General features: G+C 67.8%; 7 protein-coding genes. 4 read left to right on the top strand and 3 right to left on the bottom strand.

What is annotated here, in order from left to right; translation table 11 throughout:
- Positions 1-81 precede the first annotated feature (81 nt).
- Positions 82-657, bottom strand: coding sequence for a DUF1285 domain-containing protein (locus Q0936_RS16960; RefSeq protein ID WP_299295745.1), 576 nt, complete (start codon positions 655-657; stop codon positions 82-84).
- Between the two features lie 68 nt (positions 658-725).
- On the opposite strand from Q0936_RS16960, the gene Q0936_RS16955 reads away from it, so the two are divergent.
- From Q0936_RS16955 to Q0936_RS16940, 4 genes are read left to right on the top strand one after another with little or no spacing between them, the layout of a single operon-like run.
- Positions 726-1,733 (top strand): MoxR family ATPase, encoded by a 1,008-nt coding sequence (locus Q0936_RS16955; protein ID WP_299295743.1) that lies wholly within the window; start codon positions 726-728, stop codon positions 1,731-1,733.
- Positions 1,730-2,611: a DUF58 domain-containing protein gene (locus Q0936_RS16950; RefSeq protein ID WP_299295741.1), complete on the top strand. Its 882-nt coding sequence runs from the start codon at positions 1,730-1,732 to the stop codon at positions 2,609-2,611. Before Q0936_RS16955 ends, Q0936_RS16950 begins: the two co-directional genes overlap by 4 nt.
- Positions 2,608-5,373: a DUF4159 domain-containing protein gene (locus Q0936_RS16945; protein WP_299295739.1), complete on the top strand. Its 2,766-nt coding sequence runs from the start codon at positions 2,608-2,610 to the stop codon at positions 5,371-5,373. The genes Q0936_RS16950 and Q0936_RS16945 overlap by 4 nt, the downstream gene beginning before the upstream one ends.
- Positions 5,373-7,415, top strand: a complete 2,043-nt coding sequence (locus tag Q0936_RS16940; protein WP_299295737.1) for a hypothetical protein — start codon at positions 5,373-5,375, stop codon at positions 7,413-7,415. The genes Q0936_RS16945 and Q0936_RS16940 overlap by 1 nt, the downstream gene beginning before the upstream one ends.
- Here the strand turns inward: Q0936_RS16940 and pbpC are convergent, their stop codons facing one another.
- Both pbpC and Q0936_RS16930 read right to left on the bottom strand, forming a co-directional pair.
- The gene (pbpC, locus tag Q0936_RS16935) at positions 7,416-9,410 is read right to left on the bottom strand and encodes a penicillin-binding protein 1C (protein ID WP_299295735.1); all 1,995 of its coding nucleotides are present in this window, start codon (positions 9,408-9,410) and stop codon (positions 7,416-7,418) included.
- Positions 9,407-14,785: an alpha-2-macroglobulin family protein gene (locus Q0936_RS16930; protein ID WP_299295733.1), complete on the bottom strand. Its 5,379-nt coding sequence runs from the start codon at positions 14,783-14,785 to the stop codon at positions 9,407-9,409. Before Q0936_RS16930 ends, pbpC begins: the two co-directional genes overlap by 4 nt.
- Positions 14,786-14,830: the final 45 nt, after the last annotated feature.

Below are 14,830 nucleotides of genomic sequence, written 5' to 3'. Positions count from 1 at the left end.
GGTGCCGTTCGTCGGCGCCATCAAAAGCTCGGGCCGATCCGGCGCAGTGCCACATATTCGGGCAGCGATCCGCCGAACCGCTCAGGGCAGCTCATCCGACGGGATGATCCCAAAGAACGCGCCTGACGACCATACACCGAACCACCCGTCGTGATGCACACCCAGATCCACCAGCCGGTAAAAGCTCTTGCGGTCGATCAGCGCCTCCAGATCGGAACGGATCAGGATATAGGGCGACGGCTCGCCCGTGTCGGGATCACGCACCACGCGGATCGGATGCTCCGGTCCCGCGACGGCCACGTCATCCACGTGGGTGCTGAACGTCAGCACCTGCGCATCGCCTTGTCCTGCCGCCTCGAAATCCTGCGCCACAAACGGCGCGTCATCCACGGTGATCCCGACCTTTTCCACCGGGGTGACGAGGAAATATTTCCCGTCCTCCCGCTTGAGAATCGATGAGAACAGCTTGACCAGACCTGGCCGCCCAATTGGTGTGCCTTGATAAAACCACGTCCCGTCCCGCGCGATCCGCATATCCAGATCACCGCAGAACGGCGGATTCCACAGATGTACCGGCGGTAAACCGCGTGTTTTTGCAGCGGTGATCGACGCAACAAGGCCTTCTGCGTCTGGTGTCACGGTTTTTTGTCCACTCATATGTTTTGCCATTCCATCCTGAGGCAATAGGTTGTGAACTAGCATATATCCCTAATGAAAGAGATGTCATGACCACTCCCGAGGACCTGGTAACCGAAATCGAAGCACTGGGGGGCAAGCTGGCCGAGGCCAAGGCGTCGATCACCAAGCGTTTCATCGGCCAGGAACGCGTCGTGGACCTGACGCTGACGGCGCTCTTGTGTGGCGGCCACGGCTTGCTGATCGGTCTGCCCGGTCTGGGCAAGACACGGCTTGTCGAAACCCTCAGTACGGTGATGGGCCTCGATGGCAGCCGCATCCAGTTCACGCCCGACCTGATGCCCGCCGATATTCTGGGCTCCGAGGTGCTGGACACCGCCGAAGACGGCACACGGTCGTTCCGGTTCCTGCCCGGCCCGGTGTTTTGCCAGTTGCTGATGGCGGACGAGATCAACCGCGCCTCGCCCCGGACCCAATCCGCTCTTTTGCAGGCGATGCAGGAAAAGACGGTGACCGTCGCCGGCCAGGACCGCCCGCTGGGCGTGCCGTTCCACGTGCTCGCCACGCAGAACCCGATTGAACAAGAAGGCACGTATCCGCTGCCCGAAGCGCAGCTCGACCGCTTCCTCGTGCAGATCGACGTGCTCTATCCTGACCGCGCGACCGAGCGGGACATCCTGCTGGCCACCACCGGCACCGACGACGCACAATCCACCGCTGTGTTCACGGGCGAGGAATTGCTCGCCGCACAGACCCTGTTGCGGCGGATGCCCGTAGGCGATGGCGTGGTCGAGATGATCCTCGATCTGGTGCGCGCCTTCCGCCCGGATGAACCCGATGCGTCCGAACAGGTCCGCGAGACGGTGGCCTGGGGCCCCGGTCCACGTGCGGCACAGGCGTTGATGCTGGCCGTGCGCGCGCGCGCGCTGTTGCAGGGGCGTCTGGCCCCCTCTGCCGAGGATGTGGTCGACATGGCCCGTCCGGTTCTGAGCCACCGGATGGCGTTGAACTTTGCCGCACGGGCGCGGGGTGACAGCCTTGCCGACCTGATTGACACCACCGCCGCCCAGATCAGCCGCCAAGAGGCTGCGGCGTGACATCCCCCCTTGCCCTGCGGGAAAAGGCCGAAACCCAGGCCGCGCGCCTGCCTGCGCTGCTCGCGCGGGCAGAGCAGTTGGCGGGGGCTGTCCTGTTGGGCGATCATGGCCGCCGCCGCGCGGGCATGGGGGACGATTTCTGGCAGTACCGCCCGGCGCAACTGGGTGACAGCCGCCGCATGATCGACCACCGCCGCAGCGCGATGGGCGACGTCCAGTTTGTGCGCGAACGCGAGTGGCAGATTGCGCAATCCGTGATGCTCTGGGTCGATCAGGGGGCTGCGATGCGCTTTGCCTCTGGCGATGCCCTGCCGACCAAGGCCGAGCGCGCGCGCGTTCTGGGACTGGCCGTCGCGATCCTGTTGATCCGTGGCGGCGAACGGGTTGGGCTGACAGGCACACGGCTGCCGCCCCGGCGGGGCAACCCGCAGATCCTGCGTCTGGCCGAGATGTTTTCCGAGGATGCTGAGGACGACTATGCCCCGCCCGAACACCGGGCCATGATCCCCCATGCCCGCGCGGTGTTCATCTCGGATTTCATGGGGGATATCGCCGATGTGCGCACCGCGCTGACCAAGGCGGCAGATCGTGGCGTACGCGGCGTGTTGCTGCACGTGCTGGACCCCGCCGAAGAGGCGTTTCCCTTTCGCGGGCGCACCGTGTTTCAGAGCATGGGCGGCACGATCGAACATGAGACACTCAAGGCGTCCGAGCTGAAGGACCGCTATCTGGAGCGGTTGGCCGCGCGCAAGGCAGAGCTGCAACACCTGTGCTCGGTTGCCGGGTGGCAATACGGGCTGCATCACACGGAAACACCAGCGCAGGCGGGGCTGTTGTGGCTGTGGCGTGCGTTGGATGGCGGGGCGGGACGCGCATGACCATCTTTGGACCCATCGGTTTTGCCGCGCCCTGGTTGCTGGCCGCCCTGTTGGCCCTGCCGATCCTGTGGCTGATCCTGCGCGCCATTCCCCCGGCACCAATTCGCAGGCATTTCCCCGGTGTCGCACTGCTGTTGGGATTGCAGGACGACGAGGCGGTGTCGGACCGCACGCCGTGGTGGCTGCTGTTGCTGCGCATGTTGGCGGTGGCGGCGATGATCATCGGGCTGGCGGGTCCCGTTCTCAACCCCGAAGACGACGCGCAGGCGGGCGATGGCCCGTTGCTTGTGGTGCTGGATGGCAGTTGGGCGGGTGCCGCGCGCTGGTCGCGCCAGATGGACGCGCTGGGGTCCGGGCTGCGCCGTGCAGGGGCCTCGGGCCGCGAGGTTGCTCTGTTGCACCTGTCCGATCCCGAACCGGCTGTGTTTCAGGCGGCCAACGCGATCACCACGCGCCTGCCCGGCATCACGCCACGGGCGTGGCAACCGGGTGACGTGACTGACATCACCGCCGCCCTGCCCGAAGGTACCTTTGAGACGGTGTGGTTCAGCGATGGTCTGGATTATCCCGCGCGCAGTGATCTGCTGGACGTACTTGAGGCGCGTGGCGACGTGCGGGTGACGCAGGCGGTGACCGACGTGGTGGCCCTGACGCCCGCGGCTTACGTGGACGGGCAGATCGAACTGACCGCCATCCGCGCCACGCCCGGCGATGAACGCGGGGTGACCGTGCTGGCGCAGGGGCGTGACCCTGCGGGGAATGCCACAACGCTGGCGAGCGCAAACGCGGTCTTTGCCACCGGTGGCACCACCGCGCAGACGGCGCTGGCCCTGCCCGCCGAGCTGCGTGCGCGTGTCACCCGGTTCGAGGTGCAAGCGGCCAAATCCGCCGGAGCCGTTACGCTGGTTGATGACAGCCTGCGCCGCCGCGAGGTTGCGCTGATCGCCAGCCGGGAAGGCCGCGAAGGGCTCGAGCTGTTGTCGCCACTGCACTATCTCGAACGGGCGCTGGCCCCCACCGCCGACCTGCTGCGCGGGGCGTTGATGGATGTGCTGCCCGCGAACCCGGATGTCATTGTGCTGGCCGATGTGGCCACCCTGTCCGAAGGCGAGGCCGAGGCCATTTCCGATTGGGTCGAACAAGGCGGGCTGCTCTTGCGCTTTGCCGGACCACGCATCGCCGCCAGCGACATCAGCCGCGTCGAGGAGGACCCGTTGATGCCCGTGCGGCTGCGGTCCGGCGGGCGCAGTGTCGGCGGCGCGATGAGTTGGGGGTCACCCAAAACGCTCGCACCGTTCCGCGAAGGCTCACCCTTCTTTGGACTGGACCTGCCGCAGGATGTCGCCATTTCCGCGCAGGTCATGGCGCAACCCGATCCGACACTGGCCGAACGCGTGATTGCCGAACTGAGCGACGGCACCCCACTGGTCACGCGCAAGCGCAGCGGGCAGGGCCAGATTGTCCTGTTCCACGTGACCGCTAATGCCGAATGGTCGTCGCTGCCGCTGTCCGGCCTCTTTGTCGAGATGCTGGAACGACTGGCCGTGTCCTCGGCCAGCGCCACCCCCTCGGCCGAGGATCTGGACGGCACCATCTGGACGCCGCAGGTGGTCATGGACGGCTTTGGCACCCTGTCGGATGCGGGCACGCGGCCCGGTGTGGCGGGGCCTACGCTGGTGTCTGACCCCGCGGGGCCGAACCTGTTGCCCGGCGTGTACGTGTCCGGTGATCGCAGTCTGGCCCGCAATGTCCTGACGCCAGACGCCACGTTGACGCCGACCGAATGGCCCGCGCGGATCCCTGTGACCGGGCTGATCACAGCGCCCGAACAACCGCTGGGTGGCATGCTGCTGGCGCTGGCGATTGGCCTTTTGCTGGCGGATGTCATCGCATCACTGGCGCTGTCTGGCCGCCTGTTCGGCTCTGTGCACGGCACCAGGACCGCCGCCATCCTGTTGGCCGGATTGCTGGCCCTGCCCGCGCCGCAGGTTCAGGCGCAGCAGGCCGCCGATGCCGAGATCGCCGCCGCAGCAGAGGTTGTTCTGGCCCATGTTCTGACCGGCAATCGCCAGATCGACGAGGTGGCAGAGGCCGGGCTGCGTGGGTTGTCGGACACGCTGTTTTTCCGCACGTCTGTCGAACCGGCCACGCCCATCGGGGTGAACCTCGAAACCGACGAATTGGCGTTTTTTCCGATCCTTTATTGGCCCATCACGCCCGACCAGCCGCGCCCGTCCAGCGATGCCTATGCCAAGCTGAACGACTACCTTCGGTCCGGTGGTCTGATCCTGTTCGACACGCGCGATGGCGACATCACCGGCTTTGGTGCCTCAAGCCCGAATGGGCGCAAGTTGCAGGACCTTGCCGCACCGCTGGACATCCCCGCGCTGGAACAGATCCCGCGCGATCACGTGCTGACGCGGACGTTCTACCTGTTGCAGGATTTCCCGGGCCGCCACATCGGCGGCGATGTCTGGGTCGAGGCGGCACCCCCCGGTGCCGAACAGATCGAAGGGATGCCGTTCCGCAACCTCAACGACGGGGTAACGCCCGTGGTGATCGGCGGCAACGACTGGGCGGCGGCCTGGGCGGTGACACCGACGGGTCAGGCCCTGTTGCCCGTCGGGCGCGGGTTTGGCGGCGAACGGCAACGCGAGCTGGCCTATAGGTTCGGCGTGAACCTGATCATGCATGTGCTGACGGGCAATTACAAAAGCGATCAGGTCCACGTGCCTGCCTTGCTGGATCGGTTGGGACAATAATGACCGGAACCGTACTTTTTGCACCTTTGGTGCCGTGGCCCGTGCTGGCTGTGCTGGCCGCGCTGGTTGTTGTGGCGACGGTGTTGGCCGTGCTGCGTGGGCTGAGTGGTTGGGCGTTGCGGGGTGTGGCGGGCTTGATTGTGCTTGCCGCGCTGTCGGGCCCCGCGTTGCAGCAAGAAGACCGCGCGCCGCTGGCGGATATCGTGATCCTTGCCGAAGACCAGAGCGCCAGCCAACAGTTGACCGACCGCCCCGGCCAGACCGATGACACCGCCATGGCGCTGGCCGCAGCGCTTGAGGCCCGCGAGGGCACCGAAGTGCGCCGCGTGACCGTCCCCGACGGCGAAGAAGACGCAGGCACACGCCTGATGACGGCCCTATCCGACGCCCTGTCCGAAGAACCGCGCGCGCGCGTCGCGGGCCTGATCGCCATCAGCGACGGACAGGTACACGACCCCGATCTGGCGCTGGACTTGCCCGCGCCGCTGCACCTGTTGCTGACGGGGCGCGAGACGGATTGGGACCGCCGGTTGCTGGTCAAGAACGCGCCCGCCTTTGCCATTATCGGCGAACCCGTGACCCTGACCCTGCGGATCGAGGACAGCGGCGCCGCGCCCACGGATACCGGGCTGGCACCCATCGACATCTCGGTCGACGGCGCGCCCGCGCAGCGGTTCAACGTGCGCATCGGAGAGGACATCGACCTGCCCGTGACCCTGCCCCATGGCGGGCGCAATGTGATCCAGTTCACCGTGCCGGAAGCGGACGGAGAGCTAACCGACCGCAACAATACCGCGCTGATCCAGATCAACGGCGTGCGCGACCGCTTGCGCGTGCTGCTGGTGTCGGGCGAGCCGCATGCAGGCGGGCGCACATGGCGCAACCTGTTGAAATCAGACAGTTCTGTGGACCTCGTGCACTTTACCATCCTGCGCCCGCCGGAAAAGCAGGACGGCGTCCCCGTGGGCGAGCTGTCCCTCATCGCCTTTCCCACCCGCGAGCTGTTTCTGGAAAAGATCGACGATTTCGACCTGATCATCTTTGACCGCTACAAACGGCGCGGCATCCTGCCTGCGCTCTACCTCGACAATGTGGCGCGCTATATCCGCGATGGCGGTGCGGTGCTGATCGCGGCGGGGCCGGACTTTGCAGGCGCAGACAGCCTGTATCGCTCGCCTCTGGGCAGTGTCATGCCCGCGATGCCGTCCGCCCGCGTGCTCGAAGAGGCGTATCGCCCGACTGTCTCTGACATCGGCGAACGGCACCCGGTCACCACTGGCCTGCCCGGTGCGGGTGACTGGGGCCGGTGGTTGCGCCAGATCGACGTCGAGGCCCGGTCCGGCACGGTGGTCATGGAGGGCGTGGACGAGCGCCCGCTGCTGGTGCTTGACCGTGTTGAAGAGGGGCGCGTGGCGCTGCTTGCCTCGGATCACGCGTGGCTGTGGAACCGTGGTTATGAAGGTGGCGGGCCGCAGTTGGAGCTGTTGCGGCGGCTGGCGCACTGGATGATGAAAGAGCCGGAGCTGGAAGAAGAGGCGCTGACCGCGGCGGCCACGGGCCAGTCGATGCGCATCCTGCGCCGCACGCTCAAAGAGACAGTGCCGCCGGTTGTGATCACCGCGCCCGATGGCACCCAGACCGAGCTGGAGATGACAGAGGCCCAGCCCGGCCAGTTTGAAACCCGCTTTGATGGGCCAGAGATCGGGCTGTATCGCCTAGAGAACGGCGATCAGTCCACGGTGATCGGCCTTGGCCCCGCCGCCCCGCGCGAGTTCGAGGCGACGATTGCGACGGCGGATATTCTGGGGGACCGGGTGGCGGCAACGCGGGGCGGTGTCCTGCGGATCGAAGACGGCGTGCCACGCGTCCGCGCAGTGCGTGCTGGGCGACCTGCTGCGGGGCGCGGTTGGATCGGAATCACGCCGCGTGACGCTTATGAAACGCTGGATGTGCGGCAGACGCCGCTGTTGCCCGCGTGGCTTGTTCTGTTGCTGGCGGCCGGGTTTATCACGGCTGCGTGGCTGCGCGAGGGCCGCCGTTAATCAGGGGCGCATCTCGACCGACACCCGCGCCGACCGGCCCGCCGCATCTATGACCGCAATGTCGGAAAACCCCGGCTCGAGCGCGCCTATGTGGATCGCGCGGCTGCGCTGGCGGGCGGCCACTGGCACGCCGTTGATCAGGACCGTGAACGGGGCCGCGCCCCCATCGACCTTGACCACCGTGTCCGCCTGGGCAAGCCGCGCGCCATCGGGCGGAAACGCAACGGAGGGGCGCGCGATGTCCTGGGCCGCATGGCCGAACCGGCGCAGCGGTGCGGGCAGGGCCGCAGTGGTCAGGACCAGCGTATCCGCAGGTGGCGGAGGTGCAGGCGCGTAGTCGGGCTTGAGACGGCCGAAGGCCTCGAACAGGATCGGCGCCGCGTGCGCGCCACCAAAGGCACCCGGCACCGGCGTGCCGTCCGGGCGACCCATCCACACACCGATCACATGTTGCCCATCGAACCCCACAGCCCAGGCATCGCGGTGGCCGTAGGATGTACCCGTCTTGTAGGCCAATCCCGCCCGCGCCTGTCCCGGCGGCGCGATACCGCGCAGGATGTCCCCCACTTGCCACGCTGCACGGGGGGCCAACACCTGCGCACCCGTGGCACCCGTCGCATCGGTTGTCCGCAAGGGCGTATCACGCCCCAACTGTGCCAGCCCGGCATAGAGCCGCACCAGGTCCTCGAGGCTGAGACCCACACCGCCCAGCGCCACCGCAAGCCCCGGCGCGCCCGTCAACTCCGGCTCGGCCCCAAAGGCGCGCAGACCCGCCATCAACCGCTCTGGCCCCAGCGCGTCGGTCAGCGCCACGGGCGGGATGTTCAGCGACTGTACCAGTGCGGCGCGCGCGGTCACGTCGCCGCGAAACTGGCCGTCAAAGTTCTGTGGCGCATAGCGGCCAAAGCGGGTGGGCCGGTCGGCAAACACGGTCTCGGGATGCGCCAGCCCCCGGTCAAAGGCCATCGCGTAGATCAGCGGCTTGAGTGTAGAGCCCGGCGACCGTTTGGCCCGCGTCATGTCGACAAAGCCCAGCGCGCCATCGGCATCCGAATAGAAGGGCGCGCCGATGCGGGCCAGCACCTCGCCTGACTGGTGGTCGGCCACGATCAGCGCCATGGACACGCCCGGCCCGGCCCCGGCGGCATGGGTGCGGACCAGCGTTTCCATCTCGCGCTGGGTGCGGCCATCGAGGGTGGTGTCAAAGCGGTCCGCCAGTGGATCGCCCAACCGCAGCGCATCCGCCAGATGCGGCGCGTGCCGGGGCAAGGGGCGCAGCGCACGCGGCACCGGCGCCGCTGTGGCCGCCGCACCGACACGCGCCAGAACGCGGTCCCGCGCCTGTTTCGCAGCCTCGGGAAAGCGGTCGGGCCTGCGCGCCTCGGGCGCCTGGGGCAAGGCCACCAGCAGTGCGCTTTGCGCGGGCGATAGGCGTTGCGGTTCTTTGCCAAACCACAGGAGGGATGCGCTGCGCACGCCTTCGATCCGCCCGCCATAGGGCGCGTGTTGCAGATAGAGATGCAGGATTTCGTCCTTGGTAAGTTGCCGTTCAAGCGCCCAAGCCAGCCGCATCTGGCGCAGCTTGCCCCGCACCGATCCGGTGCCGGAGTTCTCGAGCAACCGCGCCACCTGCATGGTCAGGGTCGAACCGCCCGACACCACATCCCCCGCCCACACGGCCTGTCCCAACGCGCGCAGCATCGCGCGGCCATCGACACCCGCATGGCGGTAGAACCGCTTGTCCTCGTAGGCGATCAGCATGTCGACAGAGTCGGGGTCCACCGCACCGGGTGCCACGGCCAGACGCAGCCTCCCGTCCTCGACCGCAAAGGCGCGCAGCAGACGGCCCTCGCGGTCGCGCATCTCGACCGACGTCTCGGTCAGGGTCGTGGGCAACACCGTGCGCGCCACCCATGCGTCCCAGCCGTCGCGCAGTGCGGCGCTGGACAAGAGCGTCAGGCCCAGGGCAAAGCAGAGGCGGTGGGCAGCCCTCACTCGGTCACAACCGTGCGGGCCGTGGCGGTCACGGCACGGTATTCGGCGCGGTACATGTCCTCGACCAATGCAGCAGGGTGATGGAAGTCGCCGGGGCTGACCGCGCGGGCAATATAGGCCAGCACAAAGGGTTCGGCCCCCTGATGATCCACAGCGGCGAGGAACCGGTCAGAGCGAAACTCGGCATGTTCGACAGGTGCAGGGCGCAGCCAGTCGAGGCCCCGCACATCGCCCGAGCGGATCAGGTTGGGGTTGTCGATTTCGATCCCTGCGGGCAGCGGGTCATCGACAATCAGGCGTGCGCCCACCTCTTCGAACGGTTGGACGCGGATCACGATGACCCGGCGTTCCCCCACGGTCCACGGCCCCACGGCCGCGCCACCATCTAGGTCAAAGGACTGGCGCGTGATCGCATAGCCGTAGCCGCCCGCCTCCGGGGCGATCTCTGGCACACCCAGTGTGGTCAGGGTCACGTCCTGTGCTGTGCCGGACACATTGCGGATCACCGACGTGGGCATGCCCGCCCTGCGCGTCTGGACCACCGGGCCGGGCACGGCCACGTCATCCACGCTGAGTGCGGCAGGCCCCTCACCGGACCGCAGCGCCTGCGCCGCCATCAGAACCTGCGCGGCCTCTTGGGTCGAATAGCGCCCCGTGCCACCTGTGACCCGTGTGGCCAGTCGGGCCTGATCGACCCGCGTGCTGCCCGCCTCGGCGGCGAGGTGCAGCACACCGGCGGCGTCACGCAGGCTGGTGCCAAAGTCGCGGCGCAGGGTGGTGTGGTCGGCGGAGGCGGTCAGCGCCATGTCCTGCGCCAGACCAAAGAGCCGGTCGGCCCGCGTCTGTTCGCCGTAGCTGGCCAGAGCGGCCCCCAGTTGCGCCCGCGCGAGCGGCGTGGCCAGTGCCGTGGCCTTGGTATCGGCATAGTAGCGCAGATCGCCCATCGACGCGGCCCCGTTGCGAGCCAGAACCATCAGCGCATAGGCGATATCCTCGCCCCCTGTGTCAAAGTCGGGGGCATAGTTGATCCGGTTGCGCAGGTTGTCGAGCGCGAGGCGCAGCGCCGCATCCGGCACGTCAAAGCCCTGCATCTGCGCGCGGCTGAGGAAGTCGGTCACATAGGCGTCGAGCCAGAAGTCACCAGACTGCGCCCGCCAGAGGCCAAACGCGCCGTTGCTCGCTTGCCGGGTGAGGACACGGCGGACCGCCTGATCCACGCGGGCCTGCACATCGTCGAGGCCCGCAGCCCCAGCGGTTTGCGGCAGATACAGCAGGGGCATGGCCGCCGACGTCACCTGTTCGGTGCAGCCGTAGGGATAGCGGTCAAGCTGCCGCAAGAGGCCCGGCATGTCGAACCGCGCCAGCGGCCCGGCGGCCAGCGTGGCCTGTGCGGTGCGGGGGAGGAACCCGGTCAACACATTGTCGTCAAAGGTCAGTGCCTCACCCACCCCCAGCGTGAAGCGACGGGTCACCGACACTGCGGGATCATTGGCGCGCACGCCCAGCGTCAGCTCTTTGGTCAGGACAGCGCCGTCCGGGGTGGTCAGGGCCACGGCGATCGTGTGGTCGCCAATTGCGTTAGCGGTCAGGGGCAGCGCCACACGCACTGTGCCAACGGCGGCCAGCGTGATCTCTGACGGGGCTGCGCCCAAATCCAGACCCTGCGCCGAGACGGTCAGGGGCATGGCCCCCACAGCGCCCTCGGCGTGCACGAATTCGAACATCACGCGGCTTTGGTCACCGGGCGCGAGAAAGCGCGGCACGGCGGCAGAGATCACCACCGGGTCGCGCGCGATCAAGTCCTGTTGCGCCTGTCCAACGCCGTCTGCGGACCACGCCACGGCCATCAGGCGGATTGTGCCGTTGAAGTCGGGGCGCGGGATGGTGATGCGTGCCGTGCCGTCAGGCCCAACGGGCACGGGGCCAGAGAATGCAGCCATCACCGCCTCGGTCGGTGGCGGGGCCTGCCGTTGCAGTCCCGCGTTGGCGTCACCGCCAGAGCGTACCGTGCCCGGCGCGCCGCCACCTGCGATCAGTCGGCCATACATGTCGCGCAGATCGACCCCCAGCCGCCGCTGGCCAAAGTAGTGGTCTTGCGGGGCCGGTGCCTGGAACCCCGTCAGGTTCAGGATGCCCACATCAACTGCCGCGAGGGTCACGAAACCTTCGGCCCCGTTCAGCCCATCGACCTGCACGGTGACATCAGTGGTGCCGGCCTGTCCGGGGGTGGTGTCCGGCGCGTCGATCTCGACACGCAGTGCGGCGGCACCGGGGTCGATGGTGGCGTGCGCCACACCCAACACGCGGGCGGGGCCACGCTCTGCCCCGCCATCGCCGCGCAGGACCGATGCGGTGACATAGGCGCCGGTGCCCCAGTCTTGGGTCACGTCCAGCGGAATCACGGTTTCGCCCGCAGCAACCGGGACGGCCTGTCGCGCGATGACGCTGTTTGACAGGACCGACACCAGCGCCACACCGTCAAACGGGGCCACAACGCGCACCTGCGCAGTGTCGCCCACCGCGTATTGCGCGGCATCCAGCGACAGGGCCAGGCGGTCGGGCGTGCTGCTGCTGTCACCGCCGCCGTACCATCCGGCGGCAAAGCCGACCGAACTGGCGGAATAGGGGCCGTCGACACGCTCCACCACCAGCTCGTAGTCGCCCCAATCGGTGTCCACGGTCAGCGGTTGCGGGGTGTCGTTCAACTGCATCTCGCCGCGCGCCACGCGGATGCGGCGCGTGATCGGTTCCCAGTTCCAGTTGCCATAAAGCTGATACCACTGATACCGCGTCTCGACCCGGTTCACCGTCCATTGCACCGGCATTGGCCCACCCACGGACACCAGGTCAAAGGTGGCTGTCGCGCCTTCGGGCAGGTTGTCGTCAAAGCCGGGTTTGATCCCCGCCAAAGGCCCGCCTGACGCAATGGGCCGCGTGATCGTGCGTTCGACCGGGCGGCCACCGCTGTCGGACACCCGGATGCTGGTCACCGCCTCCAGAAGCACGTCCTCGGCTGTAACGTCGGGCAAGGCATAGCTGACCGTGGCGCGGCCTGTGGCGTCGGTGCGCCCGCCGTCGAAATAGGTCCGCTGCACCGAGAATGGCGCGTCGTGGCGGCCAAAGCGATACCCGGCCCAGCCCTCGATGCTGTCGCGCCGCTGCACGCGCACGTCGCCTTCGACCTGCAAATCCGCCCCCGGTGCACCAAAGAGATAGCGCGCATCGACACGCACCACCGCAGGGGCCGCCAACCGCATCCGGTCATCGGCCATTGCCAGATCGACATCGATGCGGTCCGGGATGAAGTCCTCGACCAGTACGGTTTGCGTGGCCAGCGGAGCGGCGTCCAGATCGCCCATCACATCGATCCGCCACGTGCCGCGCGGCGCGCTGGCCGCCAGTGGCAGGGACAGGACGTGCCCGCCCTGTTGGTCGGCGGTGCTGGTGGTGCGGCTGTATTCCACGCCGTCCGGGCGGCTGAGGATCGCGGTGAGCGGCAGGCCCGCCACGGCGCGCACACCGGTGTCGCGCGCCAGTGCGGTGGCGTGGATCGTCGCACCGGGGCGGTAGGCACCACGGTCCGTGGTCAGGAACACGTCAACCGGCGGGGCGGGTGGGCGTCCCTCGACACCGCGGTCGGACAGGTCAAAGGCCGGATCGGTGAGCGGCAGGAACACATAGTCGTCGCCGGTTTCAACTTCGATCAGCGCAGGGGCGGCGGACCCGCGCCCCCGCGTCAGGCCTGCGCCAAATCTGGCAAAGCCGTCTGCGTCCGTGGCGGCCTCGGCCAGCACCGCGTTGGCGCGGGAAATCAGGCGCACTTTGGCATCGGTCACGGCACCTGCATCGCCCAGCGACCGCACCGCTGCGGTCAGGCCGTCACTGCCCTGCCAACTGCTCACCCCCAGATCGGACAGAACGAACCACTGCGCCACTGCGGGCGCATCATCACCCGCCGGACCCGGTGCGCGCGCTGTTAGCACGTAGACACCCGGCGCTTGGGTGGCGAGGACATCGCCCAGCGGCAGGCGCGTGCGCATGTCTGTGTTCAGCGTGTTGGCAACCGTACCGGTGCCACGCCAGATCTCTTCGGCAATTTCAGAGCGGAACTGGTCCTCTTGCCACTGCGAGAGGGGCCGACCAAAGAGATCGCGGCGTAGCGATGGCACCAGATTGCGGTCACTGACCCGGCTGAGGACCAGCGCCACCTCGGTCAGGTTGACCGTTTCCACGGGGATCGCGGCACCCGCGTTGCGGGGCAGCACATAGCTGCGCCCCGGAAAGCGGACCGATGGCGTGCGGTCGCGCACATAGAGCGTGAGTGTGACGTCCTTGTGCAGCGCCTCCTGCTCTGCGCCGGGCAGACCCGAGCGCAGCGTCACGCGGTAGCGTTCGCCGTGCCGCACCCCGTCGAGGCACAGATCATTGCCATCCGCCTGCACCACGAGGCCCGGCACATCGGTCCGCACAAACGGCTCATAGTCGACGCCCGCCTGCACCAGCGGGTCGGAAAAGGTGGCGCAGATGCGGGGGGCGGCGCTGTCATTGTCGACCCGCGTGTCCGTCACCCGGAACCCGTATTTCTCGATCGCCTCGTCCAGCGCGGCCGCAATGTCGTCACGCGGTTGCAGGGACTGCGCCAGACGCAGCGCGCGCACCGTGTCGCGCCCCCGGCCATTGACCTCGAACGCATCCGCAAGGATTTCGAGTGCACTGACCTGCGCACCCGGCGTTGCGGCGCGGATGTACCCGTTGATCGCCGCAGGCACCGCCGCACGGCGTGCCGTTGAACGCGGGCGTGCCGCAACCGTGTCGCCCAAGCGCAGCGCCACATAAGCATAGCGCCCCCAAAGGTCCGGCGCATCAGTCAGCGCCACCGCCGCTCCCGTCCAGCGCAGGGCCTGCGCACGGTTGCCGTCTTGCCACGCACGTCGCGCCGCGTCCGTCAGGGTATCGACGCTTTGACCGTTGACGGGGAACCGCGACCCCATCTCGCGCGCCATCTTGAGGGCCGCGGCGCGGTCCTGATCGGTGAGGTTCAGCGCATCGGCCCGTGCCACGGCTTGTGCGTCGGCACCCGGCACAGCCGCCACACGCTCCGCTGACAGAGCGCCCACATAGGCCGTCTGATCGGTGATTGCGGATTTGGGGAAACAGGCGTTTGACCGGCTGTTGTAGGTAAAGGCGACACAGGCACCATCGGCGCTGCACGCTCGTTGGCAGGCGTCGAACGTCGTATCAAACAGCGCGGTCCGGTCCGAGCCAAAGAAATCCACGTCCTGCGTGACCACATAGCGGTGATCCGGTACCAGCGATTGCGCATGGGCAAGGCTCAGCCAGAACACGGACATCAGGGACAGGAAAACAGAACGCATCGGAACCTCCGGGTGGCAGACAGAACGTTACGGGCCAAGCCTGCC

Source organism: uncultured Tateyamaria sp. (assembly GCF_947488715.1).
Taxonomy (GTDB): Bacteria; Pseudomonadota; Alphaproteobacteria; order Rhodobacterales; family Rhodobacteraceae; genus Tateyamaria.
Note: the sequence above shows the minus strand (reverse complement) of the source record. Positions and strands in the feature narration are given on the sequence as shown.

Bases quoted from the DNA above. Each gene is read 5' to 3' on its own strand.
- Q0936_RS16940 (WP_299295737.1), top strand. From the start codon at position 5,373: ATGACCGGAACCGTACTTTTTGCACCTTTGGTGCCGTGGCCCGTGCTG.
- Q0936_RS16945 (WP_299295739.1), top strand. From the start codon at position 2,608: ATGACCATCTTTGGACCCATCGGTTTTGCCGCGCCCTGGTTGCTGGCC.
- Q0936_RS16960 (WP_299295745.1), bottom strand. From the start codon at position 657: ATGAGTGGACAAAAAACCGTGACACCAGACGCAGAAGGCCTTGTTGCG.
- Q0936_RS16930 (WP_299295733.1), bottom strand. From the start codon at position 14,785: ATGCGTTCTGTTTTCCTGTCCCTGATGTCCGTGTTCTGGCTGAGCCTT.
- Q0936_RS16955 (WP_299295743.1), top strand. From the start codon at position 726: ATGACCACTCCCGAGGACCTGGTAACCGAAATCGAAGCACTGGGGGGC.